General features: G+C 59.1%; 28 protein-coding genes and 1 pseudogene. 3 read left to right on the top strand and 26 right to left on the bottom strand.

Annotated elements, in window-relative coordinates; translation table 11 throughout:
- Positions 1–73: 73 nt before the first annotated feature.
- The 9 genes and pseudogenes from istB to KZ686_RS10115 form a co-directional block, all read right to left on the bottom strand.
- Positions 74–880: an IS21-like element ISRme20 family helper ATPase IstB gene (istB, locus tag KZ686_RS10155; protein WP_011516034.1), complete on the bottom strand. Its 807-nt coding sequence runs from the start codon at positions 878–880 to the stop codon at positions 74–76.
- Positions 880–1911 carry an IS21-like element ISRme20 family transposase gene (gene istA / locus KZ686_RS10150; protein ID WP_042976508.1) on the bottom strand — a complete coding sequence of 344 codons (1032 nt, stop codon included), beginning with the start codon at positions 1909–1911 and terminating at the stop codon, positions 880–882. The genes istB and istA overlap by 1 nt, the downstream gene beginning before the upstream one ends.
- Before the next feature lie 146 nt (positions 1912–2057).
- Entirely contained in the window at positions 2058–2924 is an 867-nt protein-coding gene (locus KZ686_RS10145) for an LOG family protein (RefSeq protein WP_011516036.1), read from the bottom strand.
- Complete coding sequence (locus KZ686_RS10140; protein ID WP_011516037.1) at positions 2924–4333, bottom strand: MBL fold metallo-hydrolase RNA specificity domain-containing protein; 1410 nt, start codon at positions 4331–4333, stop codon at positions 2924–2926. The genes KZ686_RS10145 and KZ686_RS10140 overlap by 1 nt, the downstream gene beginning before the upstream one ends.
- Positions 4334–4340: 7 nt before the next feature.
- Complete coding sequence (locus KZ686_RS10135) at positions 4341–4544, bottom strand: YgaP family membrane protein (RefSeq protein WP_010792188.1); 204 nt, start codon at positions 4542–4544, stop codon at positions 4341–4343.
- 19 nt (positions 4545–4563) lie between these two features.
- On the bottom strand, positions 4564–6102 hold the full coding sequence (locus KZ686_RS10130; RefSeq protein WP_011516038.1) for an efflux transporter outer membrane subunit: 1539 nt from the start codon (positions 6100–6102) through the stop codon (positions 4564–4566).
- A pseudogene (locus KZ686_RS10125) lies at positions 6099–6458 on the bottom strand (ABC transporter permease); the annotation flags it as partial. The gene KZ686_RS10130 and the pseudogene KZ686_RS10125, both read right to left, overlap by 4 nt.
- Before the next feature lie 99 nt (positions 6459–6557).
- On the bottom strand, positions 6558–6725 hold the full coding sequence (locus tag KZ686_RS10120; protein ID WP_021161685.1) for a hypothetical protein: 168 nt from the start codon (positions 6723–6725) through the stop codon (positions 6558–6560).
- 50 nt (positions 6726–6775) lie between these two features.
- Entirely contained in the window at positions 6776–7027 is a 252-nt protein-coding gene (locus KZ686_RS10115; protein WP_011516046.1) for an ATP-binding cassette domain-containing protein, read from the bottom strand.
- A gap of 24 nt (positions 7028–7051) precedes the next feature.
- On the opposite strand from KZ686_RS10115, the gene KZ686_RS10110 reads away from it, so the two are divergent.
- The gene (locus KZ686_RS10110; protein WP_066132413.1) at positions 7052–7813 is read left to right on the top strand and encodes an IS5 family transposase; all 762 of its coding nucleotides are present in this window, start codon (positions 7052–7054) and stop codon (positions 7811–7813) included.
- A gap of 93 nt (positions 7814–7906) precedes the next feature.
- Here the strand turns inward: KZ686_RS10110 and KZ686_RS10105 are convergent, their stop codons facing one another.
- The 4 genes from KZ686_RS10105 to KZ686_RS10090 form a co-directional block, all read right to left on the bottom strand.
- Positions 7907–9751 carry a sigma-54-dependent Fis family transcriptional regulator gene (locus KZ686_RS10105; RefSeq protein WP_011516070.1) on the bottom strand — a complete coding sequence of 615 codons (1845 nt, stop codon included), beginning with the start codon at positions 9749–9751 and terminating at the stop codon, positions 7907–7909.
- Between the two features lie 172 nt (positions 9752–9923).
- Positions 9924–10754: an alpha/beta fold hydrolase gene (locus KZ686_RS10100; protein WP_011516071.1), complete on the bottom strand. Its 831-nt coding sequence runs from the start codon at positions 10752–10754 to the stop codon at positions 9924–9926.
- A 735-nt stretch (positions 10755–11489) separates the two neighbouring features.
- On the bottom strand, positions 11490–12884 hold the full coding sequence (locus KZ686_RS10095) for an OmpP1/FadL family transporter (RefSeq protein WP_011516073.1): 1395 nt from the start codon (positions 12882–12884) through the stop codon (positions 11490–11492).
- 78 nt (positions 12885–12962) lie between these two features.
- Complete coding sequence (locus KZ686_RS10090) at positions 12963–14024, bottom strand: alcohol dehydrogenase (RefSeq protein ID WP_011516074.1); 1062 nt, start codon at positions 14022–14024, stop codon at positions 12963–12965.
- Between the two features lie 169 nt (positions 14025–14193).
- Between KZ686_RS10090 and KZ686_RS10085 the strand changes: the two genes are divergently transcribed.
- A protein-coding gene (locus KZ686_RS10085) for an IS5-like element ISRme6 family transposase (protein ID WP_085960479.1) occupies positions 14194–15011 on the top strand; the annotation gives its coding sequence in 2 pieces (ribosomal slippage) (positions 14194–14542 and positions 14542–15011; 819 coding nt in all).
- 70 nt (positions 15012–15081) lie between these two features.
- Here the strand turns inward: KZ686_RS10085 and gstA are convergent.
- The 13 genes from gstA to KZ686_RS10020 form a co-directional block, all read right to left on the bottom strand.
- Positions 15082–15687, bottom strand: a complete 606-nt coding sequence (gene gstA / locus KZ686_RS10080) for a glutathione transferase GstA (protein ID WP_069746428.1) — start codon at positions 15685–15687, stop codon at positions 15082–15084.
- Positions 15688–15752: 65 nt separating this feature from the next.
- Positions 15753–16775, bottom strand: a complete 1023-nt coding sequence (locus KZ686_RS10075) for a 2Fe-2S iron-sulfur cluster-binding protein (RefSeq protein WP_011516077.1) — start codon at positions 16773–16775, stop codon at positions 15753–15755.
- A 99-nt stretch (positions 16776–16874) separates the two neighbouring features.
- A complete protein-coding gene (locus KZ686_RS10070; protein ID WP_011516078.1) occupies positions 16875–17861 on the bottom strand; it encodes an aromatic/alkene monooxygenase hydroxylase subunit beta in 987 nt (328 codons plus the stop codon).
- 54 nt (positions 17862–17915) lie between these two features.
- Positions 17916–18230, bottom strand: a complete 315-nt coding sequence (locus KZ686_RS10065; protein ID WP_035480072.1) for an MmoB/DmpM family protein — start codon at positions 18228–18230, stop codon at positions 17916–17918.
- Between the two features lie 40 nt (positions 18231–18270).
- A complete protein-coding gene (locus KZ686_RS10060) occupies positions 18271–18606 on the bottom strand; it encodes a Rieske 2Fe-2S domain-containing protein (RefSeq protein WP_011516080.1) in 336 nt (111 codons plus the stop codon).
- Between the two features lie 55 nt (positions 18607–18661).
- Entirely contained in the window at positions 18662–18928 is a 267-nt protein-coding gene (locus KZ686_RS10055; RefSeq protein WP_021159329.1) for a toluene-4-monooxygenase system B family protein, read from the bottom strand.
- 68 nt (positions 18929–18996) lie between these two features.
- Complete coding sequence (locus KZ686_RS10050) at positions 18997–20499, bottom strand: aromatic/alkene/methane monooxygenase hydroxylase/oxygenase subunit alpha (protein ID WP_035480067.1); 1503 nt, start codon at positions 20497–20499, stop codon at positions 18997–18999.
- Positions 20500–20558: 59 nt separating this feature from the next.
- On the bottom strand, positions 20559–20750 hold the full coding sequence (locus tag KZ686_RS10045; RefSeq protein WP_011516083.1) for a 2-hydroxymuconate tautomerase: 192 nt from the start codon (positions 20748–20750) through the stop codon (positions 20559–20561).
- 11 nt (positions 20751–20761) lie between these two features.
- Complete coding sequence (gene dmpH / locus KZ686_RS10040) at positions 20762–21550, bottom strand: 2-oxo-3-hexenedioate decarboxylase (protein WP_095423708.1); 789 nt, start codon at positions 21548–21550, stop codon at positions 20762–20764.
- Positions 21547–22593 carry a 4-hydroxy-2-oxovalerate aldolase gene (gene dmpG, locus KZ686_RS10035; protein ID WP_021159332.1) on the bottom strand — a complete coding sequence of 349 codons (1047 nt, stop codon included), beginning with the start codon at positions 22591–22593 and terminating at the stop codon, positions 21547–21549. Before dmpG ends, dmpH begins: the two co-directional genes overlap by 4 nt.
- A gap of 19 nt (positions 22594–22612) precedes the next feature.
- Entirely contained in the window at positions 22613–23524 is a 912-nt protein-coding gene (locus KZ686_RS10030) for an acetaldehyde dehydrogenase (acetylating) (RefSeq protein ID WP_035486339.1), read from the bottom strand.
- Between the two features lie 78 nt (positions 23525–23602).
- Entirely contained in the window at positions 23603–24385 is a 783-nt protein-coding gene (dmpE, locus tag KZ686_RS10025; RefSeq protein ID WP_042974940.1) for a 2-oxopent-4-enoate hydratase, read from the bottom strand.
- A gap of 2 nt (positions 24386–24387) precedes the next feature.
- Positions 24388–25899, bottom strand: coding sequence for a 2-hydroxymuconic semialdehyde dehydrogenase (locus tag KZ686_RS10020; protein WP_021159335.1), 1512 nt, complete (start codon positions 25897–25899; stop codon positions 24388–24390).
- Between the two features lie 113 nt (positions 25900–26012).
- Between KZ686_RS10020 and KZ686_RS10015 the strand changes: the two genes are divergently transcribed.
- A protein-coding gene (locus KZ686_RS10015) for an IS5-like element ISJp4 family transposase (protein ID WP_086004422.1) occupies positions 26013–26830 on the top strand; the annotation gives its coding sequence in 2 pieces (ribosomal slippage) (positions 26013–26361 and positions 26361–26830; 819 coding nt in all).
- Positions 26831–26856 lie beyond the last annotated feature (26 nt).

Raw genomic sequence — 26856 nt, 5'->3', positions numbered from 1 at the left:
ACCCTGGGTCAGCGTCAGTTGCTGGCCATCGGTTTCGCCTGACCCAGGGTCAAACGATGTTGCTGATCATCACTTACGCGTGCATCTCCAGTTGCTGTTCAGCACTTTCGGATGCACGGGATCGGATCACGCCGGCTTTTCGCTTGTCCTTCAGTCGGTAGCTTTCGCCTTTGATCTGTAGAACATGGCTGTGATGCAGGAGGCGGTCGAGCAACGCGGCCGTGAGCGTCTGATCTCCGGCGAACGTCTGGTCCCATTGCCCGAACGGCAAGTTGCTCGTTACGATCACGGAACCCTTTTCATACCGCTTGGCGATCACCTGGAAGAACAGATTGGCATCGTCCCGGCCGAGCGGCAGATAGCCGACCTCATCAATGATCAACAGCCGTGGGTTCATGATGTTGCGCTTCAGGAAGTCGGCCAATCGATCCTGCCGGGAAGCGGCGGCCAAGGCAATGACGAGATCCGCCGCAGAGATGAAGCGCGTCTTGATCCCCATCTGCGTTGCGATGTAACCGAGTGCGATCGCCAGATGCGTTTTGCCAAGGCCGCTCGGCCCGAGCAACACGATGTTCTCGGCGCGCTCGACGAAGGCCATCGACGACAGCTCCAGCACCGATTTCTTGGCAACGCCGTGAGCAAACGTAAAGTCGAACTCCTCCAGCGTCTTCAGCACAGGGAAGCCGGCCGTGCGCAGCAACATGGATTTGGTCCGCGTGTGCTTCGCGTCCATCGCAGATTTCAACAGCGCCTCGAAGAAGTCGGCAAACGTGAGTTGGTTCGCTGCCGCGCGAGCTGCCAACATGCTGTACTGCTCGCCCATCGTGTCGATCCGCAGTTGTCGACAGGCTTCGAGGATACGTTCGTGCTGGATGTCCATCAACGTGCCTCCGTCAGCAGGGCTTGATACACTGACAGCTGATGCTGCAGCGGCGTATCATCGAACCGCGACGGCGGTGGCATCGTCGGCACGGAAGCTGACGGCAGGTTCGCGCGCCACGGCTCCGGCAACTGCTGCAGCTTCGGTTGCTCAAGCAGGAGACGCTCGAGCGGCGACTGTCCAGTCGTGCCGTGGATGCGCACATTGGCGACATCTCTCAGCCAGCGCACGACCTCGGCGTTCGCCGTGGTCGCGTCAAGCGAGAGGCGATCCTGAGCGAGCCGGCTTGCCAGCGGATTGTAGAAGCTGCGGCGCAGGTATCCGTTGAAGCGCTCAACCTTCCCCTTGGTCTTCGCTCGGTAGGGCTTGCACAGGCGCGGCACGAAGCCGTGGTGCTTCGCAAAGTCGAGGAAGGCCGGTTGATAGCGATGCAGTCCGGGACCATAGGCGTCTCGGCCAATCACCACCGTCTTGACGTTGTCGTACAGGACCTCGCGAGGAACCCCACCGAAGAAGTCGAACGCGCGCTCATGGCATCCCAGCAGCGTCGGCAATCGTTCGTCGGTCACGAACTCGACGTAACTCGCCCGACTGTAACCGAGCGTCGCAACGAATGCCGACAGCGGCAGCTTGCCACGTCGCAACACGATCCAGTCGACCTGCATCTGCTGCCCCGGATCGGTTTCGAAACGTACCAGTGGCTCCGGCGCCTTGATCGACTTCAGCGACCGCAGATAGACCCGCAGCCGCGTCAGGCCTCCGTCATAACCCATCGCGCGAATCTCGATCAGCAGCGCGGTCGCCGGCAGCCAGGCCGGATGCGCTGCGCGAACCCGGTCATGCAGATAGGTTTTGAACGGATCGAGCTTCTGCGTGCGCCCCGATCGCGGCGCACGATCCTGCTCAGCACAACTGCGTAAGTATTTGCGCACGGTGTTCCTCGACAGCCCCAGTTCCCGCGAGATCTCCCGGATTCCTAATCCTTGGCGGGCCAACACACGTATTTCCACGATTACCTCCCTTGTAAGCACTGGCCCTCCAAAAAGGGCCCATCCTACCCGGGTGGGTCAAATCCAATGTGCTGCCGCTGGGTCATTTTCAACGTGCTGCTGACAGCACTGCATCGGCTGCTGCACTTTGGTGCCGCGCAGGCTCCAGCGATACCCGTCGATGCCAATCATGTTGCCCCATCGCCTGCTGCCCTGGTGACGTAAAAGCGTTCGAGGGCACTGACGATTTCCTCTGCTTTGTCTACGCAGGTGAACAAGTCGAGATCGGATGGAGAGACATAGCCTTCGTCGAGCAGAAGATCGAAATCAACTACGCGATGCCAGAATGCACGGCCGACCAGCACTACCGGAATACGCTGCATCTTTCCGGTCTGGATCAAGGTGAGCACCTCGAACAGCTCATCGAGCGTTCGATAGCCACCCGGGAATGCCACCAAGCCCTTGGCGTGCAACAAGAAGTGCATCTTGCGCAGCGCGAAATAGTGGAATCGGAACGCCAAATCCGGGCACATGTAGGGGTTGGGTGCCTGTTCGTGGGGCAGCGTGATGTTGAGGCCAATCGAACGTGCGCCAACCTCGAAAGCACCGCGGTTGGCGGCCTCCATGATGCCGGGCCCACCCCCGGTGACGACGACGAAATCACGGCGGTTTTGCTGCTGGAAACGCGCCGAAATAAGGCCCGAGAAACGCCTCGCTTGCTCGTAGTGACGTGCCTGTTCGACCCGGCGATTGGCTCGCGCAAGCTCTTGCCTCAGCCCGACATTCTCCGGAGTGACGAGCGCCTGACGCTCCAGCGCGCCAAGGCGGGCTTCTGCCGTCTCGGCATCGCTCACGCGTGCGCTGCCGAAGACCACTACCGTCGAGTGAATGCCTTGCTCGTGCAGGATGCGCTCAGGTTTGAGCAGTTCGAGTTGTAGTCGCAGCGGCCGCAGTTCGTCCTGGCCAAGCAGCTCGATGTCTTCGTACGCAAGACGGTATGTTGGTGACTCGCGGATGGCGCGCAGGCGTTCAGCGAGATCTTCTGCAGGTTTCATCACTCGTGCGCCAGAAAGTCCGGCCAGCGCAGCGCATGGCCATACTCGGGCACCGTGACCTGCCAGCCGAGTTGCTGCTGCAAGAGTTCAGCGAAGGCTTGCGCGGCCGACGATTCCCCATGCACCACGAAGGTTTGCGCCGGTGCTTGAATGAAAGCACGGGCCCAATCCAGCAGCGCCTTTTGGTCGGCATGCGCCGAGAGGCCGTCCACGCTGTGGATCGCCGCACGTACCGGGATGTCCTCACCGAAGATGCGTACACGTTCGGCCCCCTCGATCAGGCGCCGGCCAAGCGTCCCCTGCGCCTGGAAACCGGGAAACAAGATGCTGCATTCGCGGCGTGGCAAGTTGTGGCGCAGGTGGTGCCGGATACGCCCCGCATCGCACATGCCGCTGGCAGAAATAATGATGGCCCCGGAGCGAATCCGGTTCAGCGCCATGGACTCCTCAGCGCTCGCGGTGAAATCCAGATACGGGAGGTTCTCGCCGCGCGCATGCCATCCGGCCAACCGCTTCGCCTGTTCGTCGAACAATTCGAGATGCTCACGCGTGATGCGTGTGGCCTCGGTGGCCATCGGCGAATCGACAAACACCATTGGACGCTGCAGACGCCCTTCGCAGGTGAGACGATGTAGGTGGTAGAGCACCTCCTGGGTTCGGCCGACCGCAAAGGCCGGAACGATGACATTGCCGCCGCGCTCGAACAGGGTTTTCTCGACGATGCCGATCATGTCCGCTTCGGTCGCCGAAAAATCCTTGTGCCGGCGGTCGCCGTAGGTGGACTCGATGACGAGGATGTCCGCGTCCTCGATGGGTGTCGGGTCGCGCAAGATGGGGCGTCCCGGCTGGCCCAAATCGCCGCTGAACACGATCTTCGTGGGGTAACCGTACTCGGTAATCCACACTTCCACGATGGCCGAGCCGAGGATGTGGCCGGCATCACGAAAGCGGGCGCGCACCCCGACGCGGGGTGCGAACTCCCGGTCGTATTCGATGCCGCGTACCTGCTGCAGGCATTCGTGTGTATCCTGCAGGGTATACAGGGGTGGCGGCACGGTCTTCTCTTTGAACCGCTTGGCAACCCGCTTGGCATCGCTTTCCTGGATGTGAGCGCTATCGGGCAGCATCACCCCGAGCAGATCAACCGTCGCTGGCGTGGCGTAGATGGGCCCCTTGAACCCGGCGCGCGTCAGTTTGGGCAATAGCCCGCTATGGTCGATGTGGGCGTGGGTCAGCAGGACGAAGTCAATGGACGCCGGGTCGAACGCAAACGGCTCGTAGTTGCGTGCTGCTGCTACACGCCCACCTTGAACCATGCCGCAATCGACCAGGAAGCGGACATTAGCCGCTTCGACCAGGAAGCACGATCCGGTGACTTCTCGGGCTGCGCCCAAAAAACTGAGTTTCATAGGGCGTTCACTCGGGTTTTCGCATCGGGCAAGTGCTGAGGCCGAGCAGGCGATAGCCAGGACAGCGGCCTGCCAGGCCGGTGAGGAGCGGCATGATTCCAATGAGTCCCAGCCAACGCCAAGATGAGTCCAGCCACAATGGGAGACTGAGCAAAATCAGTCCGATGACGATGCGCACAATGCGGTCGAGATTTCCAACGTTGATTTGCATGACGGTCTCCTGTGTTGAATCAGCGGCTTGAAAACGCGACGGGGGCGGCAGTGCCCCGCAGCAGATGGGTTGCGCTGGATGCCGCCGTGGATACGTCCCAGCCGCCACCAAGGGCCTTGTACAGCGCCACCAATTGCACGGCGGCGTTGGTATGCGCGCGTGCCGCTGCGGTTTCGGCCTCGTGCAGGCTTCGCTGGGCGGCCAGCAGTTCGACCAGTGCAATGTCGCCCGCCGCGTAGCGCGCCTTGGCGTGGCCGTAGCTTGTGCGCGCGGCATCCAGTGCCATGCCACGGCGTTCCAGTGTGTCCAGCCCGCCGTGGTAGTCGCCCAGCGCGCGTTCGGCGTCGCCCAGCGCCGCCAGCACGGCCTGCTCGTAGGCCAGCGCGGCCTGCCGCTGCCCCGCCTCGCGCGCCCGAATCTCGGCGCGCACGCGGCCGCCGTCGAACAGGCGCCAGGAAATCAGCGGCAGGATGGAAAAACGCGAACTGGATGCATCGAACCAATCGCCCGTACTGAGCGCTTGGAACCCGCCGCCGACACCAATGGAGAGTTTGGGGAACAACTCGGCCGTGGCCACGCCGATGTCGGCAGAACTCGCCGCCAGGCGACGTTCCGCAGCCAGTACGTCAGGGCGCCGGCGCAGCATGTCGGCACGCTCGCCCACCGGCAGCGCCCGCAGCGTGCTCGGCGTCAAGGGGCCATCCAGCAGTGCCAGCTCCCGCTCCGGCGGTGCGCCCAGCAGCACGCCCAGGCTGAGTACCGCGGCGCGCTGGCGCGCCTGGATATCCGGGATGAGCGCGTTGACTGCTGTCCATTGGGCGTACGCCGCCTCCACGTCGGCGGTCGACGCGTCGCCCAGCGCATGCCGAAGGCGCACCAATTCCCAAGTCTGCTGCAGCGTATCCAGCGTGGCCTGTTGTGCGTGCAACTCGTAGCGGGCGCCGACGGCGGTGAACCAGGTGCGCGCGACCTCGGCCACGATGCGCATGCGTATGCCCTGTGCCTCGGCTTCGGTCGCCTGCAGGCGGGCGTTGGCGCCTTCCAGGGCGCGCCGCTTGGCCCCGAACAAGTCGGCCTCCCAGGCCGCGTCGAAGCCCGCGTCGTAGATGGTCTGCGTGGCGTCAAGGCCGGGGATCGAGCCTACGGGCAAGGGGCCGTTCTCGCTTTGACGGCGCCGGTTGACGCTCGCGCCAGCGGCGGCGGTGGGCAATGCCTCGCCGGCCACACGATCGCGCAGGGCGCGTGCCTCATCGATGCGTGCCGCAGCCTGGCGCAGATCCAGGTTCTGTGCCAGCGCCGTGGCCATCAGGCGATCGAGGATGGGATCGTCCAGTGCAGACCACCATTGGCTCAAGTCTGCGGACTGGGATTCGCTTGCCAACGGCAAGCTCCAGCCGCTGCCGACGTCGACCGGCGGCGGCTCGCGGTAGTCGGGGCCCACGCTTGCGCAGGCAGTCAGCAGCACGCAGGACAGGGCCAGCGCGAGCGGACGCGCGCGCCCAGGGGTCAGGCCGGTGACGGTTGCGCGAAGAAAGGGAGTGCGGGGCTTGGATTTCATTGCAGGCGTCCTCGGACGAATACGGTGGCCATCGTCAGCGTGGCCAGGGCGATGACCGCCAGCGGCCACAGGCTGGCGAGAATGTCACCGGGCGGCATGGCCTTGAGAAAGCTGCCTTCGACGATGATGAGGAAGTGGGTCAGCGGAATGGCCTGGGCCAGCCATTGCAGGACGACGGGCATGTTTTCCACAGGCGTCGCAAAGCCGGACATCAGCACCGCCGGCACGCCGATGGCGAACGCCCCCAGGATGGCCTGCTGCTGCGTCATGCTGACCGCGGAAATCATCAGACCGATGCCGACCACCGACAGGATGAACAGCACCAGACTGGCGAGCAGGAGCGCAAACGAGCCCGTAGCTTTCCTTGGTCACCAGTGCCATCAAGCGCCGCAGATCAAAACGGCGCAAGTCGGTCTGCAGGGGGCCACTCCCGTCTTTGTGCATTGTGGCGCCGTTCATATGGTCGCCTCCATCTCGCGGTCCGCCGACTCCACCAGGTGAATGAAGGCGTCCTCCATCGTCGGGTCGGGCCGTTCTGGGCTGATCGCCGAACGCTTGAGCGCGGTACCCTCGGCCTCGATCGCCTCCAAGTGGCCCGCCCACTGCGCTACCGCTTCCGACATCCTCGACTCCGTTTTCAATCATCACCCAGTCAACTGTGCACGACTTCCCTCTAGGCAAATAGGATGCGGTTAATGGAGCTCATACTGAGCGCGTCGGGCGTATCCAGCGCAATCAGTTGCGCACGCGACAGCATGGCCACGCGATCGCAGTATTCGGCCTCGTCCATGAAGTGGGTGGTGACCATGATGGTCACGCCCTTGCGGGCCAGTCCGTTGATGTGGGTCCAGAATTCGCGCCGGGTGATGGGATCTACCCCTGAAGTGGGTTCATCCAGAAACAGAGACCGTGTCCGGTGAATCAAGGGGCTATCTCAAACTTGCTGTTTATGCTGTATCGCATGTACCGGATGGGTTTGCGGGAATTCGCGGGCTTCATGCACGACTATTGGCGCGGGCGTGGCGTCGAGCTGCCCGTACCCAGCTTTGGCCATCTGTCGGACCTGTTTGCTTCGCTGGACATCACGGTGCGCAGGAAGTGCGTGCGCGCGGCTGAGCGCCTCAATGAAGGCGAGCCGGTGACGGTGATAGTGGACAGCACGGGCTTGCGCTTTTCTCATGCCGGCGCATGGTACGAAAAGAAATACGGCAAGAAAGCTGAGCGTACGCCATGGCGCATGATGCATCTGGCCATGGATGCTGAAGGCGACGTACTGGCAGTGGAAATCACCGATACCGGCACTGGAGACAGTAGCGGCCTCGATTTGCTGTTGCCGCAAGTCGGTAAGATCGATCGACTCATTGCCGATACGGCGTATTACCAGATCGAGCGCAATGAACAACTGCTCGCCAGCGGCGTCGTGCCGGTGATTCCTCCCAAGGCCGATGCGGTCGATGACGCGAAGCAAAATCGTTGGCACGATCAACTTGTGCGTTATCTGAAAGAGAAGGGACAGTATGCATTCCAGAACAAATATGGCTATGGCCTGCGCGCTCGCGTTGAGGCGCAATTTTCGCGCATTAAGCGCTGCATCGGCGACACGCTGCTGACGCGTCGCATCGCGTCACAAACTCAGGAAGGCCGCGCTATCGCCAACCTGATCAATCAATGGAATGCATTTGGTCAGGCGAGGTGCGTTAAAAAAGCCTAATTGCGTCTGCACCACCAGCGCCCCTAACCTCCCGAACAAAGCCGAAGCAGATCTTCGATTCGGTTGATCCCAAACGCTGGTGCTTTGCGCTCTCTACTTCTCCGTCGAGATTGGCATTGAATTGTTCAACTTCTTGACACGGTAGTCGAGTTGCGCGCGTGTCAATCCGAGAAGACGTGCGGCTTCTGATATGTTCCCGTTCGCGGCTTTGAGTGCCGCGCGTACGAGCGCATCTTCGACCTCGCAAAGTGTCGCTTTGTTCATCTGTACAGCAAGCGCTGCCCAATCCTCGAGCCCCTCCGGGGCTTCTCCGCTCTTGCGGATCGTCTCGGGGGGAGCGCTCGTCGATATGGAATCGAGGGCAAGCGACCCAAGGTCGCTTAAACCAAAAGCACCCTTACATTCCACGGTGTCACCGCTACTAAACAAGTGGCATACATCGAGCGTACCGCCTTCCTCGGCGAGGATAACGCCACGTTCGAGCACATTTTCCATCTCGCGGATATTCCCGGGCCACGAGTAATCCAGCAATAGATGAAGCGCACGATTGGATAAGCCCTTGAGGGACCGACCATGCCTTTTTGAAAATTTCTTTATGAAAAATTCCAGCAAAACCGGGATATCATCCTTTCTTTCACGCAAAGGTGGAATAACAATTGGAAATACATTCAGCCGGTAGAAAAGATCCTCACGAAAACGCCCGCTTTTTATCGCCTGTTTGAGGTTGTCATTAGTCGCAGTAATTACCCGAACATTTACCTTAACCGTCTTTGAACTCCCGAGGTGCTCCATCTCCCCCGTTTGCAAAACTCTCAATAGCTTCGCTTGAGCGGTTAGACTGAGATTACCAATCTCATCCAAAAAAATGGTCCCTTCGTTTGCGCTTTCGAAACGCCCAACGCGGGCATCGGATGCGCCGGTGAATGCCCCTCGCTCCACACCAAAAAGCTCCGATTCAATCAGCGAATCGGGAAGAGCTGCACAATTTAATTCAACGAATGGTTTCCCTACACGCGAACTTCTGTTGTGCAGTTCCCGAGCAAACAGGCTTTTGCCCACGCCGCTCTCGCCCATCAGTAAAACGGTCGCACTAGTGGGAGCCACTCTGAATATTTTGTGCATCACTGCGTTGAATCCAGCAGACGCCCCTATTGGTCCTTCTTTGACAGGCACTTCGTCAGGCTTGCAAGGCACACACTCATGATCTGTAGAGTCAGTCGGGGCTGGCCCTGAACTTTTCAACGCGACAAAGCGACGTTTCTCCAGAGATTGTGGCAGCATATACCGAAGATCCGCATCGGGGGCGTCCCACTCGTCCACGGGCTTTCCAATGATTCGACATAATGTATTGCCCATCGCGCGGCATTCGACTTCCCGGTATAGAATACGCCGGCCCATGAAAGCGCTCGTGTAGCCGCACGCGTAGCCAATCTGCATCCAGCAGGCTGGTTCGGAGCCGATGCCGTACACGGATATGTGAGCCTCATCCTCGGACGAGTCTTTCCACAGAAATTCCCCGTAATACTGACCGGTGGTGCTGTCGATATCCACTCTGACAGGTTCTACCAGGACGATGCCTTCCAGGGCGTGAAGTTGAGGACCTACCGCGAAGGCATCAAATGCGCTGTCTTGCCCGCGAACCTTTCGTGCGAGCGCGGCATCCCGAGAACCCGATAGATATCCCATGCGGGTCAGCAATCCGCGCGCAGCATCGCTACCTAAAGCTTCGATGAGTTCCTGTCGCAGTGAAGCAAACGCGTCCGTATGGATCAAGACCATTCGACGATCGTCGAGCCAGATGCGACCGTCCGCAGGATTGAAACGAAGCCGTTCCGCCAGATCCCGAATGTCCGGAAAATGCAGATCAGCCACTACATCTGGCACGAAAAGCGGTATTCCTCTGTCTATTTCTCCCGCTTTCCCTTTCTCCTCCTTCATGTTCCCTCCTCAGGAAATCGCCAGTCAGGGCTCTTTCTTAAAAGTTCATCGTCTCGCACGCTCTCACCGGGTGCGTAAACCTGCCTGGAACGAAAACCTAATTGGGGGACCGTTCGTTGCCACATGCCGTTGGCGTCACTTGAACGCCCCCCAAAGGCCTCCGCGCGGAGGCTTAAAGCGCCTCTTCCGAGAAGAAGTCACCGACCAACCGGTTAAATCGCTCTCCATGTTCAATCTGCGTCCAATGGCCACAGCGGCCGAACACGTGCAGCTGCGCCCGTGGAATCAGTCTGAGCAGTGTATAGGAATTGGACAGCGGGATGACCTGGTCTTCGCGCCCATGGATGATGAGTGTCTCGTGCGGAAGCGAGCCGACGTCCTCCTCCCGGCTCGCCATAGCGTCCACCCAACGCTGGCGCGGTGCCGGAAACATACTTGAAAACGCTTCCTGAAAGTTCGGCCGGATGCTTGCCTCATAACGCAGGCGAGCGAGGTCGTCATTTACGAGATTGCGGTCGAACGCAAAAACATCGAGCAACTCTCGCATGTTGTCGATTGACGGAACGTAGCCCCAAACCTTGTCCAACCCCTCCGTTATCGGGAAGGAGATACCCACGCTGCCCATGAGGACCAATCGGCGCACTCTTTCGGGCGCCCGGATGGCCAGCGCCAAGGCCAGAGCCCCTCCGAAAGAGTTGCCCACCACGTGAGCCTTGTCAATGCCAAGCGCATCCAGCAACCCGAGCGCATGCCCGACCCAGGTATCCATGTCATACCGGATACCCACCGGCCGCTCGGTATATCCAAAGCCCACCATGTCCGGTGCGATGACGCGAAACTGCTTCGCGAGTTCAGGGATTGTGAGGCGCCAGTTCGCCCATGCGGTTACTCCAGGGCCCGATCCATGAATCAAAAGAACAGGCACTCCCTGACCACGATCGTGATAATTGGTTTTTATACCATTTGCGGTGACTGTATTCGCAATTTCTAAAGAATCCGACATTTGCAACTCCATATATCCAGTATCCGGCAACGAGCAATAACTTGATTTCCCTTAACAACCTCGTATGATTTTTCTTGGTTGAATCATCATCGATCTTTCTCAATGCTTCGCCGCAAAGCATGCTTGGGCGGCTTCCATTGGCATCAACCCTGCATTGAAGTAGCCATGCAAACGCTTGACGACTTCTTTGTCGGGTACATAGGGCCACCGGATAAAACCTAGTTCGACGGCCGCCTCAAACCAGGCGTTCGTCCACGCCTGCAGGTGCTTTGCATCCCCGATGCGTCAGTATATTTGACTCGTCAAACATAGTTTGTCGACCTCTGATGACTCGGAGCAATCATCTGCGCAATGCGACTTACGCTAGACCGCGCCCTCTGGGGGAAGTACCACTTCCTGAACGGCTAGCGGATTTTCGCGTAGATCTCATTGCACGAGCGTCCGCTTCCGTTTCCCTTCTACGAGCGTCAAATTCAGGACACTAGCCTCAAGCTTAACCCGCGTCGCTTGAGGTACGGCAGGTCCAATACATTATGTCTAAAAACGTCTTTGGTCATTCATGACTTCAATGTCCGGCTTCGTGAACACAAAAATTGCTGTTCCCGACTCACGCGACCTCTTGTGGGCTTAAATTTCGCCGATGAACGTGGTACGTCAATAATCACAATGTTTGCCTTTAACGGTGTCTGACAGTCCTGACCTACAGGGTCAACCCCACCCGCGCCCGCCTCTGCATCAAAACCGTTTTTGCCAGGCCACCGCTGCGTTGATCTGCGAGTGGGTCACCTTTATCGGCACGGAGGTGTTGGGCTGACTCGTGTTCGTCAAGGTCTTCTGCAGTGCGAATGATATGCCGAGGTCGATCTTGCTGTTTTGGCTGAACGCATAAGAGACGCCGCCGGTCAGGGTCGTGGTCGGGATGGCGGGAATGACGGCCAACAGCATATTGTTGGGTATGGCTTCCTGCGCATAATGGAAGCCCGCACGGAACGCGAGGCTCGCGTTGTAGCGGTATTCCGCCCCCACGCCAAACACGTTGATGTCACGGTAGTTCTGCGGCAGCGACAGGTTCAGGTTCGCCCCCGTGCCCGACTGCACGAAGCTCACGTTGATGTCCTTGAACACGCTCGCGAGAAACACGCGCTGATAGTCGGCCGAAACGCTCCAGTGATCGTTTAACCGGTGACTAATACCTGCCGTGAACTGCGCGGGCATTTCGAAGCTGTGGACCGTGATCTGACCGTCGAGCGGGATGTTTCCGGCAACGGAACTTACTGCCGACAACGTTGCATGGCCGCCCAGATCGCCCACGCGCGTCTTGAAGTTGTAGGCCAGGCCAAACACGGTGTCCGGCGTGAGGCGATACGTGAGGCCCAGCTTGCCGCCGATCCCCCAGGCATCGGCACCGCCGCCCACGATTCCGTTATGCGCGGAGTTGATATACCCGCCCGACAGGCCTGGCACGCTGGCGAGCGCGGGCAGCAGCGTGCCGGACGCGCGGTGCTGGGCCGCGAGCGTACCGATCTGCGAGGCATCCAGCAGCATGCCGAGATTCAGCGAGGTCCAGACCGCGTCGAGCGAGCCGCCGACCGTCAGCTTGTCCGTGACGTCGTAAGACATGGCAAACGGAATGCGCAACACCAGGAGACGCGAAAAATTGTCGAAGCCGGTGTTGATGCCGTTGGTGGTCGTGCGCGACAGAAAGCTGCTGCCGCCGTACTGCGTGCCGAGTCCCCCTCCCGCGAAGGCCCCCACGCCGAATGCATACTTCCCGGCCCGATACACGAATGCGGCTTCGGGCGCGAAGTAGGGGCCGTTGTTGTTGCCGTGATTGCCAGAAGAAACTGATTCACCGGTGGCGGCGTTTCGTATGTTGATATCGGTGTTGATGACATCCAGCCCGAAATCTAGATAGGCCCCCTGCTCCATCAAGCCCAGCGTCGCCGGGTTCGTCATCATGGCGGCCGCGCCAATGTCGTACGCCACGCCTGTGCCCCCCATGGCGCGGGACACGGGGCCATAGCCCTCCAGATTGAACACGTCAGTAGCCTTCGCAGTGCCCATCGCAAATAACGCGACCGAAAAAACCACGATCACCCGCACAGCGACACAACTCTGATTGATCTTCAATTTCGTCTCCTTACCAGATTTTTTCTAATAATGGTATGAGCGTTCTCGCGCTCACCCTCGCTTTACGTCGAAGCAGCTTTATGGCCGGATCAGTACCTTCATTGCGCTGTCCGATTTCTGATGAAAGACCGAGAATGCCTTGTCGACATCAGCAAGTTCGAACGCGTGTGAAAAGTACTCTTGCGGATTGATCACACCACGCTCCATCAGCCGCAATGCCTCCCACATGTAAGGCTGGGCGTTAGCGAAGCCATTCATGTGCAAGCTGATATTGCGCAGAAACACATCGGCCAAATTCAGATTGAAAGTTGAGTCGCAGAAAACGCCGATCGCGGCAACCGTTCCGCCGGGGCGAACCAGATCGAGGCACATCTGTAGGGTTTCGGGATAACCGACCACCTCGATCACTTTGTCAAAGCCACGTCCGCCGGTTTCTGCCAGTGCTTTTTCTTTCCAGTCTTCCTGGTTCGCATCAATCGCCACGCCCCCTTTTTTGCGCACGACGTCAAGACGATGGGCAACCTTATCGAGTACAACCACGCGCCCTGGCCCTCTGTGCAGCGCGATATCGAGAGTCATCATACCCGTCGGCCCGCAGCCCACCAGTGCAACATTCTCCCCGACCTGGATATCGGCCAGGCGGTTGGCGATGATTGCCGACGGCAGGTTGCAGGAAAGCGTAACCGCCGCTTCATCGGGAATTCCCTTCGGCACATTCATCGCGTGACCATCCGCGTGAGGGACGATCAGGGCCTCCGCATGAGTTCCATTGATGCTGCCGAAAGGTATGCCGAATCCATAGACTGCGTTTTTGGTAGTCTCACAATGTGCGGTCTGCCCAACCTCGCACATGTAGCAGTGGCCGCATGAGACTGAGTACCCCATACTGACGCGATCCCCCTGCTTGAAGCGCCCGACGCTCTTACCGACCTCCACGACTTCGCCGATCAACTCATGACCTGTTTGGGACTTGCCTTTTTCCATGATTCCATCAAGCGCGCCCCGGTAAAGGTGCAAATCGGAGCCACATATCGATGTGGCCGTTACTTTGACTAGCATTTCGTGGTCGGAGCGAATGACAGGGTCTGGAATATCCGTACAGCGAATATCCTGCGGACCGTAATAGACTGCGGCTTTCATTTTGGATTCCTTATAGATTAGTTAGCATAAGTGGTGCTTTCACCTTCCCGTATCCTGATGTCTCAACCCCTCTTCATACTTAAGAGGCCAGTTCAAAAACCCCTGAGGCGGCTGTTTACTTTCTCGGTAAGCTGTTAACCTTGGATGTCTGAACAACGGAACCCAAGGGATGGAAGCGCCGATTATTGATGACGAATTGTGGACACTGATCGAACCGTTACTGCCGCCGCCCAAGCCCCGGCGCAAAGGGCATCCTGGTCGCCCACGCGTATCGGATCGGGCGGCGTTGAATGGCATCCTGTTCGTGTTGAAAACCGGACTGCGATGGAACCACCTGCCGACCGTATTGGGCTTTGGCTCCGGCGCGACCTGCTGGCGACGACTGAACGACTGGCGCAAAGCAGGCGTATGGGATCGACTGCACGAACTGCTGCTCGACAAGTTGCGCGAGGCCGGGCAGATCGATCTTTCATACGCTGCCGTCGATTCCTCGTCGGTACGAGCTGTTGGGGCGGGCGAAAAACTGGCCCGAACCCCACGGATCGCTCGCGACCCGGTTCCAAACACCACATCCTCGTAGACGCCAATGGCGTTCCCATCAGCGCCATCCTGACAGGCGCGAACCGCAACGACGTCACCCAGTTGCTGCCGCTCGTCGACGCGATTCCCCCGATCCGTGGCGCGCGCGGCCGACCACTTCAGAGACCCAAGGTCATCTATGCCGATCGTGGTTACGATTCCGATCCGCATCGTCAACGATTGCGCGAACGCGGCATCAAACCGGTGATCGCACGGCGCCGCACTGAACATGGCAGTGGTCTGGGCAAATTCCGTTGGGTCGTTGAACGGACTCACTCGTGGCTCCACAACTTCCGTCGTCTTCGCATACGCTTCGATCGTCGAGCTGACATTCACGAAGCATTCTTGAAATTCGGCTGCGCCCTCGTCTGCTGGAACATCTTCAGGCGTACGGAGCAGCCTTTTTGAACTGGCCTCTAAAGGAAAATCTTGAACCCCAAAACTCCGAAAAAGTTGGGGCAACAAGAACCGGTCTTCGTTAGATCAGACCCTCGGCTTTGAGCGCGGCCTGCACGGTCGGGCGAGAAGAAATTCGATTCGTATAGCTCTGCAAAGTCGGCCAGCGTCCGATATCTACGCCGACCCACTTGCCCCAAGACAGCACGGTGAACAGATAAGCATCAGCAACCGTGAAGTTATCTCCCATCAGATAGACCTGACCACCGAGCTTTTTTTCAACATAAGCCAGACGCGCCGCGATCAAATCATTTACGATGGCTTTCCATTCTTCCGGCGTTTTAGGATTGAAAAGCGGTGCAAAAGCCTTGTGAAGCTCGGTCGAAATAAAGTTTAGCCATTCCACCAAACGATAGCGCTCCATCGTCCCGGCTTCAGGCGCAAGCCGCGCTTCGGGAGCCCGATCGGCCAAGTACTGTACGATCGCCGGACCTTCCGTGAGCACCTGCCCATCGTCGAGAACCAGCAGCGGCACATAACCATTGGGGTTGACGCTGCGAAAGTCAGAACCGCTCTCGGTCTTTTTGCTTTGCAGATCCACTTTTTCGAGCTCGAATGTCAAGCCCATTTCACGCAATACGATGTGCGGTGAAAGCGAACAAGCGCCAGGACTGTAGTACAGTTTCATCGATTACTCTCCTCTGATTAATAGACTTGCATTGACATTAATTCGCAAGTCGTGTGGACGCTTCATTAAAAGAAACGATCGAAATGAAGCTGTTCGAAAGGAACACAGTAGCCGATCATCAACATCTCCTGAAGAGCCTGAGTCATAGGTGGAGGACCGGCGAAATAAAACTCAAAATTTGACAGCGTATCCCCGAACACACGCCGAACCACGTCATGAACAAATCCCGTTTCACCGCTCCACTGAAATCCGGAGGCCTCACCCGGCAAAGACACGACGGGGTAAAAATGAATGCGTTCGTCGTAGCCACGTAACATGCGCAGGAACGATTCTCCGCAAATGTCTGACGGCGTTCTCCCACCATAGAAAAAATGGAGATGGCGTGTTTCCAGCATGCCGGACTGCGACGCGCCACGTGCAATTGACACCATCGGTGCAAGACCCGACCCGCCCGCTACGCAAACAATGTCGCGTGGGGCCTCCGTTCTCAAGAAAGCAAGGCCGTAAGGTCCATCGATCTCCAGTTGATCGCCCGCACGAAGGTGATGGAACAACTGCTCTGTCGCTTTACCTTGCGGCACGCGCCGGATCTGGAAATGCCACTCGCCTCGATCATTGCCGGTGTTAGACATGGAGTAGGCTCGCGGCGCGGTCACACCAGGGACCGAAAGCATCGCATACTGTCCCGCCAAGAAGGTGGCCGGGCCATCCGTCACAAAGCGAAATTCGCGAATGTCGTGGGTGACTTCATGCGATTCCACAAACTTGGCCAGCAGTCGCTTCGGCCTCACTTGAGCTTGATGGTCCGCCTCGACGCGCACCTTTATCTGTATGTTCCCCTTGGCTCTGCATTGGCACGCTAACAGACGACCTTTACGGCGATCGCGTTCGGTCAGCCCTGGCGCGTCTGGCCAAAGATTCTCGGCCTCTCCGTCCAGAAGATCAAACTTGCAGCTGCCACACCCGCCCGAGTTGCACTCATAGGGAAATCCTATTCCGGCGCGCAAAGCTGCCCGCAGGACAGTGTCTTCCCCCGCCTGGACAAAGGCATTTTTCTCTCCCTCTATGAGTATTTGATGTTCAGACATACATGAAATCCCTGTGATTACGCTGTCAAGATCACCAAGAGCGCGTGATCCAGGCGCTCTTGATGGTCCCCTGAGACAGCATCGGCTGGAAGTCTTTCCTTACAGACCCAGGGATCGACGAAACTCTCGAGTCGCCGACTTGGCCGACTCCGAGGCGTCTGGTACATCGGCAAGCGTGCTGCAATAGGCATCGATAGCCGCATCGCCGAGCGATTCCCAATTGGCAATCCAATTCTTGATAACTTCGGCGTTACCTGGCTTTTCGAGCGCCATCTTGACCAACGCCGTGGCCCAACGCCTGTGACGTGCCGCGTCGATGAGTTGGGCGTCCGTCAACAGGCCTAGCAAAGTATCTCCGTTATGGCGTCCGGACTCGCCCAGCTTGCGCAGCACCGATTCCTCCACCGCAGGCTTGGCGACCAGGTTGAGCGCCACAAACGCTTCGGCCCAGTCCCATGTTACGAGAACCTTTTCCATAAGCTCACGGAAGCCTTGCCAGGCGACGTCATCTTCCCAATATTTACGTTCGTCGCTACCAAAGCCCTTGTCCTGGAATGCTAGCGACAACTCTTTCGTACGATAGGCCGTATGGCTCAACCAGCGGAAAGAATCGGCCATCTGAAAATAGTTGCAGTTGGTGATAGTGCTCGCTGGAGCCATCTGGCCGACGTAAGCGGAGGCCATTTGCAGCGTGTGGAACAGGTAGCGGGCCGGGGTATATAGCCGGGCCAGCTTACCAGCCCAGCGGGGATCCAGCGACTTATCATGTTCACGGGAATTGAACTGGTCGAACAACCCGAAGACATACGTCTCCTGGCCGTCCTGCATCAGGTTGTACGTGCGATAGATGACTTCGTCCGGATCGCGGAACGCGTTCCAATCGTCGTGCTTGAGCGGACTATTGAGGGTGTGCTGCTTGAACCAGCGGCTCATCCACATATCCGGATCGAGCTCGTAGGGAGCATTCGGATCCCTCTTGTTGTAGTGCAAATTGGTGGAAACAATCTCGTATTCGCTCGGTTTGCGGCGCCGCGTCGCGAGATGACTCCAGGTCTTGAGCGGCTTGAGAACTTGAACTTCAGACATGCTTGTCTCCTCGAATCTTTACTTGGTGGGGCGGATGTTGTCCGGTACCGCTACTCAGACTTGCTTCTCAAAGTAGAAGCGGACCTGATCGGGCATAGTTTCAATACGCCCGGCAAACGAACTCAATTCAACCTCGAGGTCAGGCATTTTGAACGGCCGGCCCAGCGCCCGCTCAATCGTTTCGCGGCGCAGGATTAACTCCCCGTCGGTGTCGATGCGCAAATAGGCGCGCTTGTCGTCCACGCGAATTTCCTTGCCAGGGTTGTCCTCTCGCGCTGCCTCAACTACTGCCTCAGCGAGCTCCCCAGCACGCATGACCGGACCCACCCTGTTGTTAAGGTGGGCCGATGCAATATCGTTTTTAGTCACAGCTTTCTCCTTGCTTTCGAATTGGCGGACCGAATGCTGCTCACGTATGTGCGAACAGCGGCTTCACACCCTCGGTTTCCACAAATACCGCATCGCCTTCGATCTTGATTGGGTACTCGGCCAGCGCACAGTCCGACGGGTTGATACCTTTTCCAGAGCAGGCATCGAACTGCCAAAGATGCGCCCTGCAGATCACCGTCTTGCCGTCGAATTTGCCTTCAATGAGCGGAATGTCCTGGTGTGGGCAAATACCTTGGAACGCCTTCAGGTCGCCGCCCTGCGGCCAAACCATCAGAATTTCCTGCCCATCGACCTCGAACGACTCCATTTCGCCCTCCCAAAGATCGTCCAGAGAGCACACTTTCTTAAATGTCATGAACTTCCTTTCTATTGATGAAGGGGCCCCAGCACATCAACTGCCGAATGCCTGGTTATTGCTGGGCGGGTTCCCAGATGACCTCAACACACTCGGTCGGCTTGAGGCCCGAATCAGCCACTTTCATCGTTCGGGGCAAACATTCCTTGCTACCTTGCCGGCGCACCCGCAGGATATGCCCGGGACGCGCTTTCACACGCCGTCCAACGGAGTGATGCGCAGCAGCGGTCGCCACTTCGTCCATGGTGTTCTCGGTATCGACCGCCACCAGTTGAAGCACGAAGTCGCCTTCGAAATTGGAGCTCAAGGGAAACAAAGCCATTTTGGAGTCCTCTGTTTGGTTGGTGGTTGAGCCGGTGGTCATACCACCGGCTCTTCAGGCAGCAGTGCTCAACTTGCCTTCTTCATGCGCATCTTCTTGTAAATGTCCACCCATGAGTAGCCGTGGGCGTCATCACCGATTTCGCCGGGTGCCAGACCCATGTAAGCCAATGCGCCCCCCAGATCCATCGGCTGCACCAAGCCAGCCAGGAAACGGTCCACCAAAGTCATATGGCCCGCATAACGCTCCGGCTCCTGCTCAAAGCACCACCGATCCGGCTCCGAGCCGAAGTGATACAGCCTGCCGTTGTATTCGAGCGGATAATCCTGCACGGCCCACCCGTTGCCCGGCGTGTAATTGATCGGCAGGTTGCACATGTTGCACACGATCGGCAACGTCTCCGGGTACGTTTGCGCGATGTTCCCGTCGACCAGATTGTCGATGATCACATCCCAGCACTGGCCCCAGGTGTCGTTCCAGCCAGGGTATTTTTCTTCCAGCCAATCCCGTTCTGCGGGCGTGACGCCGGCTGCCGGGTTCCACCAGACGGTAGGACGCCAATACCAGACGCCCAAATGCATGCCATGATGCTGCTGATCGAGCTGCTGCAGGAACGTGTCCCAATACCAAGGCTTGTCGAGCCCCAGATCGCTCAGTGCGCGTTCAAACTGCGCAACAATCCATTCCTGCATAAACTCCTTGAACGACTGCTTGCGATGCTCGAGCGGGGTGTAGTAGTCCATCACCGGCCCAGTCAGCACCGAAAACAGCCTCCACGCGCGCCAAAAAGCGATGTCAACCTTTTTCTGGGCCTCGGCTTTCTTGCCGTTCTCGATCAGAATCTGGAGCGTTGGACCGCCGATCTGTGCATGGCGCGACTCGTCGGTCTGCACACTCGAGATCAGACTGGCGAATGTGTGATCCCCGGCCTCCGCAGCGTCTGCCGCCAGCCCAAGAAACTGCATGTTGGTGAAGCCGGTTTCAAAGCTGAAGGTCAGCATGATGGCGACGCTGATCGCGTCGCGCGTCATCATGATGTCATCGAAGAAATGACGTGCGGCAATCGCTGCCCATTCGTTGGTATGGAAGGCCTTGGCAGCCCAGTCGAACTGACGGTCTTTCGAGACGTGCTCATGAGGAAAGTAGAGCTGGATCTGACCGTGACGAATTTCGTCCATACTTCCCAGGGTCGCCATATTGCGCATGCCCGGTGCCTTGGAGAAGCGCATCATCCGCGCTTCGGCGCTCGAGGCGGAATATTCGGCGAGGGCAATGGCACCATAATGCTGCTTCATCACCGTAAGCCAACCCGGATCAGATCTTTCATAGATCTGGCTGCGCTCGAGCGCGGCCTTCACGGAGTACGCGCCAGCGTCCTTCTCGCGTTGGACTTTGACATACTCCGGGTAAGTCTGCTTGTATGGTTCGTCGTAGGTCTCCCACTTTTCCATGGGAATGCCGTGATCTCCACTGAGCTCGGGCGGAAAAAGCTCGCTCTCCGTGACGTACTTCGGCGACCAGTTAGTCGTCCTGGCAAGGTCGTACCAGTCCATCCGATTTAACAAAGCCATTTTCAGTCTCCATAATTTCTAAGGCCAACTGGCCCTCAACACACCACACACATAACGTCCTAACGCCCTCGCTTCCTGGCGCTTTGACCCGCGATTCCAAAGTGTTCTTTCGGCATTTCGGTAATGAGCACGCGGATGGACTCCACCGGCGCATCAATCGCGCGATGGATCGCCTCGGTGACCTCGGCGATCAGCCGCTCCTTCTTTTCCGCATCGCGGCCTTCGATGATGTACAGCTGCGCAATCGGCATGGCTATCTCCTTTAAACGAAGCGCAAACCGGTGCCGCCCATCCCCTGCACCCGCAGGGCGATGGCATCCCCCGCTCGCACGGCAATGGCCTCCGTGATCCCCCCTGACAGAATCAAACTGCCCGCCGGAATCTCCTCGCCACGCGCGCCCAGATGATTGGCCAGCATCGCAATCGCCGCGGCCGGGTGGCCCAGCACCGCGGCGCCCGCCCCGAACGCAACCGGCTCACCGTTTTTCTCCAGCACGATGCCGACGGTGCGCAGATCCACCTCAGACACTGGCAGTGCGCGCCCACCCACCACAAAGCGTGCGGCCGACGTGTTGTCCGCTACCACACTTTTGAGATCGAACTTGAAATCGCGGTAGCGCGAGTCAATGACTTCGATGCCCGGCATCACGAAGTCAGTCGCCGCCAGCACCGCTCCAATATGACAGCCCGGGCCTTTCAACGGCGCTTTGGTAACAAAGGCGATTTCCGGCTCGACCTTGGGATGGATCAGCGCCTCGGTCTTGCACGTGCCGCCATCGGGGATCGCGTAATAGTCGGCCATGAAGCCGAAGACAGGGCTCTCAACCCCCATCTGCTTCATTTTGGCGTGCGAGGTCAGCCCCGCTTTGAGCCCAACGATCTTCCCGCCGCGGGCCAGCTTGCGGCGGCGAATCTCGTCCTGGATCGCGTAAGCGTCATCCCAATCCATCTCGGGATGCTCATCGGTGATCTTGAGCGTGTCTTGCGCGTGGAGCTCGCAGTTCTCGAGGTGCTCTGCAAGGCGCGCAATGGTGGTGCGATCCAGTTTCATGCCGCCACCTTCTGCGCCTTTGACGCACGCGCTTTGGCCAGCGTGATGGCCGTGTCTTCAATCATGTCTTCCTGGCCACCGACCATGCCCCGGCGCCCAAGCTCGACCAGGATCTCGCGCGCCGGTACGCCATACTTTTGCTCGGCGCGCTTGGCAAACAGCAGGAACGACCCGTAGACCCCGGCGTAACCCAGGGTGAGCGAGTCGCGGTCGATCCGGATGGGGAAGTCCATGATCGGCACGACCAGGTCTTCGGCCACGTCCTGAATGGCCCACACATCCACTCCGGTCTGAATCCCCATTCGGTCGCATACGGCGACCAGCACCTCCATCGGCGTGTTGCCCGCACCCGCACCGAGACCAGCCGAGGCGGCGTCGATGCGGGTGGCGCCACACTCAACGGCCGCAATGGAGTTGGCGATCCCCATCGCCAGATTGTGGTGGCCGTGAAAGCCCAGTTCCGTCTCCGGCTTGAGCGCCTCACGCACCGCGCCAAGGCGGGCCCTGACATCATCGGGCAGCATGTAGCCAGCCGAATCGGTAATGTAGACACAGTTGGCGCCGTACGACTCCATCAGCTTTGCCTGCCCGACCAGCCCTTCAGGACTGTTCATATGCGCCATCATCAGGAAGCCCACCGTGTCCATCTCAAGCTTGCGCGCCAGGGCAATGTGCTGCTCTGACACGTCAGCCTCGGTGCAGTGCGTAGCCACCCGGATGGTGTGCACGCCAAGCTCCTTGGCCATCTTCAGATGATCGACGGTGCCGATGCCCGGCAACAGTAAAGCCGAGACCTTGGCCTGCTTCATGAGCGGGATCACGGCCCCCAGATATTCTTCATCGCTGTGGGCCGGAAAGCCATAGTTGACCGACGAGCCGCCCAGGCCATCGCCGTGCGTGACTTCAATCAGGGGGATCCCGGCTGCGTCCAGGCCGCAGGCGATGCTTTTCATTTGCTCCAGCGTCATCAAATGGCGCTTCGGATGCATGCCGTCACGCAACGTCATGTCGTGGACGGTGATTTTTTTTCCTTGCAGGTTCATCTCTGTTCTCCTTGACGGCTCAAGCGACAACCGGTTCGAGCGTGAGATTGCCGGCAATCATCTCTTCGGCAAACATCTCGGCGGTCCGGGCCGCGGCAGCGGTCATGATGTCCAGGTTGCCGGCGTACGTGGGCAGATAGTCCCCCAGGCCCGCCACCTCCATGAAGACCGTCACACGCTTGCCGTCAAACACCGGGCCGTTGACCAGCCGGTAACCGGGCACGTACTTCTGGACTTCCCTGATCATCGCGTGAATCGACTCGGTAATCTTCTCGTGATCCGGCTCACTTTCGGTCAGGCAATGAATCGTGTCGCGCATCATCAGCGGAGGCTCCGCCGGGTTGATGATGATGATGGCTTTGCCCTTCCTCGCGCCCCCCACCTTTTCCACCGCGCCGGCCGTGGTCCGCGTGAATTCGTCAATGTTTTTGCGCGTGCCGGGCCCCACCGATCGGCTCGATACGGTCGCGACGATTTCTGCGTATGCCACCGGCTGCACGCGCGAGACCGCAGCGACCATCGGAATGGTGGCCTGCCCGCCACAGGTGACCATGTTTACATTCATCTCGCGTTTGCCCAGGTGCCCTTTCAAATTGACCGGCGGTACGCAGTACGGGCCAATTGCCGCCGGCGTCAGATCGATCATCATCACGCCCAGCGCGTTAAGCTTGCGCGCGTTTTCCGCGTGAACATATGCACTGGTGGCATCAAACGCGATCTGCACACCATCGGCCAGCACATGCGGCAGCAGCCCGTCGACACCTTCCGCCGTGGTTTTGATGCCGAGCTCACGGGCTCGATTCAGCCCTTCCGATTCCGGGTCGATGCCCACCATCCACACCGGCTCCAGCACCGAGCTGCGCTTGAGCTTGGCCAGCAGATCGGTGCCGATATTGCCTGGTCCGATCAGCGCACATTTGATCTTTTTCATGACCTTGTCCTTCCTATAAAAATGACTTTTACGCACGGCATCCGACAACGGCCGGGCGTGGTGCCTGGCCGGGCGCGTTCAGTGAAACCGGACCGAACAACCGCCCAGACCGCCAATACTGACGCGGAAACTGTCGCCCGCCTTGGCCGGGAACATCGCCGCCAGCGCGCCGGACAAGATCACCTCGCCCGCCTTGAGTGCAATGCCCAGACGCCCCAGCGTGTTGGCCAGCCAGGCCACGGCGTTGACCGGTGAGCCCAGTGCCGCCGCGCCGCAGCCCGTGGCGATAATCTCGCCATTACGCTCCATCACCATGCCGCACAGCGTCAGGTCGAGCTTGCGTGGATCGACCGCGTGATCACCCAGCACGAATACGCCACAGGAGGCGTTGTCCGCCACGGTGTCCTGAATCTTGATCTTCCAGTCGCGGATGCGCGAATCGACAATTTCAAAGCACGGCATCACGCATTCGGTCGCCGCCAGCACGTCCACGTTGGTCACCCCCGGCCCCATCAGGTCTTTCTTGAGGATGAACGCGATCTCGCCTTCGGCCTTCGGCTGAATCAGCGTGCCGATCTCGATCGACTGCCCTTCGTTGTAGATCATGCCGTCGAGCATGTAGCCGAAATCCGGCTGATACACGCCAAGCATGTTCATCACGGCCGCTGACGTCACGCCGATCTTCTTGCCGATGATGGTTTCACCAGCCTGCACACGACGCTCGATCATGCGCTGCTGGATGTGATAGGCGTCCTCGATCGTCATATCGGGGTGGCGCTCGGTCAGCGGATCGAGCACGGTTCGCGTGGTCAGTGCCTGATACAGGGCGTCGCCAAGCTCGGTGATTTGAGTTTTGTCCATGATCACAATTTGATGCAAACGTTTTTGAGTTCCGTGTAGAACTCCAGCGAGTGGACTCCGCCCTCGCGCCCGATACCCGACTGCTTGGCCCCGCCGAACGGCGTGCGCAAATCGCGCAGGAACCAGGAGTTCACCCACGCAATGCCGACCTCGATGGCCCCCGCCACGCGGTGCGCACGCGACAGATTGGTGGTCCAGATCGCCGTGGCCAGGCCGTAGTCGTTATCGTTGGCACGGCGGATCACCTCTTCTTCGCTGTCGAATGGCATGACCAGCGCGCAAGGGCCGAAGATCTCCTCGCGGGCAATCACCGAGTCGTCGCCCAAGCCCGTCCAGATGGTGGGCTGTACCCACGCGCCGCCTTTGAGCGCGTCCGGCATATCGGGTACACCGCCGCCCGCCACCACCGTCGCGCCCGCTTCAACCGCCTTCTTGTAATACGACAGCACCTTGTCACGATGCTCTTGCGAAATCAGCGGGCCCATGCCGGTGGCCGGATCTTCCGGGCGGCCGAGCTGCATGCCTTCAGCGCCTTTTTTGAGCGCGGAGACAAAACGATCAAAGATAGGGCGCTCGACATATACCCGCTCCGTACCCAGGCAGACCTGGCCACAGTTGGCGAAGCACGAGCGCAGCGTGCCTTCAATGGCGGCGTCGAAGTCGCAATCGGCAAACACGATGGCAGCGTTCTTGCCGCCCATCTCCAGACTCACGGGGCGCGCACCGTCAGCCGCGGCCTTCATGATGGCCGCACCCGTGCGGGTTTCACCGGTGAAGGTGATGGCGTTGATGCCGCGGTGGGTGGTGAGGAATTCGCCGGTGGAGCTGGGGCCGAAGCCGTGCACGACGTTGTAGACCCCTGGCGGCACGCCCGCCGCGTTCATCACTTCGCCCAGCAATGCAGCGGTCTGCGGCGTCTCTTCGGAGGGCTTGACCACAACGGTGTTGCCACAGGCCAGCGCTGGGCCGACTTTCCAGGTCATCAGCAGCAGCGGCAGGTTCCATGGACAGATCACCCCGACCACCCCGACCGGTCGACGCATGGCGTAGTTGATCGCCCCGACACCATCCGGTGTAGGCATTTCAAAAAACTCAGTGGGCACGTTCTTCACCACATCGGCGAAGATCTTGAAATTGGCCGCCCCACGCGGAATGTCCACATGCCGCGCCAGGCTCATAGGCTTGCCCGTGTCCTCTACCTCAGCGGCAAGGAAGTCGTCAAAACGACGGTTGATGCCGTCGGCCACCGCGTACAGCACTTCCACGCGCTGGGCCAAGCTCATGCGCCCCCATGCTCCCTTGAGCGCGGCCTGCGCCGCAGCCACCGCCGCGTCGACTTCGGCACGGCCGGCTTCGGCCACCTTGGCAATGACCGCGTTGTTCAACGGCGAGCGCTTCTCGAACCAACGCTGACCCGGCACATATTCGCCGTTGATGAAGTTGTGGATTTCTTTAGCACGAGCGACGGACTGGTTTCCAGTGCTCGCGGTCGCTTGGGGATCGGTAATCAGCATGATGTTTCAGTAAACTTCCTTGTTAGAGACCGTTTCAAAAAGAGCCCCGGGGGGCTGTTAACCTTTTCGGCAAGCTGTTAACCTTGGCCATCTGAACAACTGGAACCGAGGGGATGAGCGCGCCGATCATTGATGATGAACTGTGGGCACTGATCGAACCTTTGCTGCCGCCGCCGAAACCGCGACGCAAGAAATATCCAGGGCGGCTCCCGGTTTCGAACCGGGCTGCACTGAACGGCATCCTGTTCGTGTTCAAGACTGGCATACGCTGGTGCGACCTGTCGACCAAGTTGGGATTCGGGTCGGGGCCGACCTGCTGGAGGCGCTTGCGCGATTGGCAGAAGGCCGGCGTTTGGAAGCGATTGCACGAGCTACTGCTGGCGAAGTTACGCGAGGCCGGCGAACTCGACTTCTCCCGAGCAGCCGTCGATTCATCGTCTGTGCGAGCCGTTGGGGCGGGCGAAAAACTGGTCCGAACCCCACGGATCGCTCGCGACCAGGTTCCAAGCATCACATCCTCGTCGACGCAAATGGCGTCCCCATCAGCGCAATCCTGACCGGGGCGAACCGCAACGACGTCACCCAACTGCTGCCGCTCGTCGACGCGATCCCGCCAATTCGCGGCGTGCGCGGTCGCCCGCTTCAAAAGCCCAAAGTCATCTACGCAGACCGTGGCTACGACTCCGAGCCGCATCGTCAGCGGCTTCGCGAGCGCGGCATCAAACCGGTGCTCGCCAAGCGCCGGACAGAACACGGCAGTGGCTTGGGCAAATTCCGCTGGGTTGTCGAACGTACTCACGCGTGGCTTCACAACTTTCGTCGTCTTCGCATTCGCTTCGAACGTCGAGCCGACATTCACGAAGCGTTCCTAAAACTCGGCTGCTCTCTCGTCTGCTGGAACATCTTCAGGCGCGCTGAGCCGTCTTTTTGAAACAGTCTCTTAGGCAAATGTGGTCG

The sequence above is a fragment of the Cupriavidus cauae genome (assembly GCF_026210475.1).
In the GTDB taxonomy this organism is placed as follows: Bacteria; Pseudomonadota; Gammaproteobacteria; order Burkholderiales; family Burkholderiaceae; genus Cupriavidus; species Cupriavidus cauae.
The sequence above is the reverse complement of the archived record's forward strand: the minus strand, read 5'-3'. Positions and strand labels throughout refer to the sequence as shown.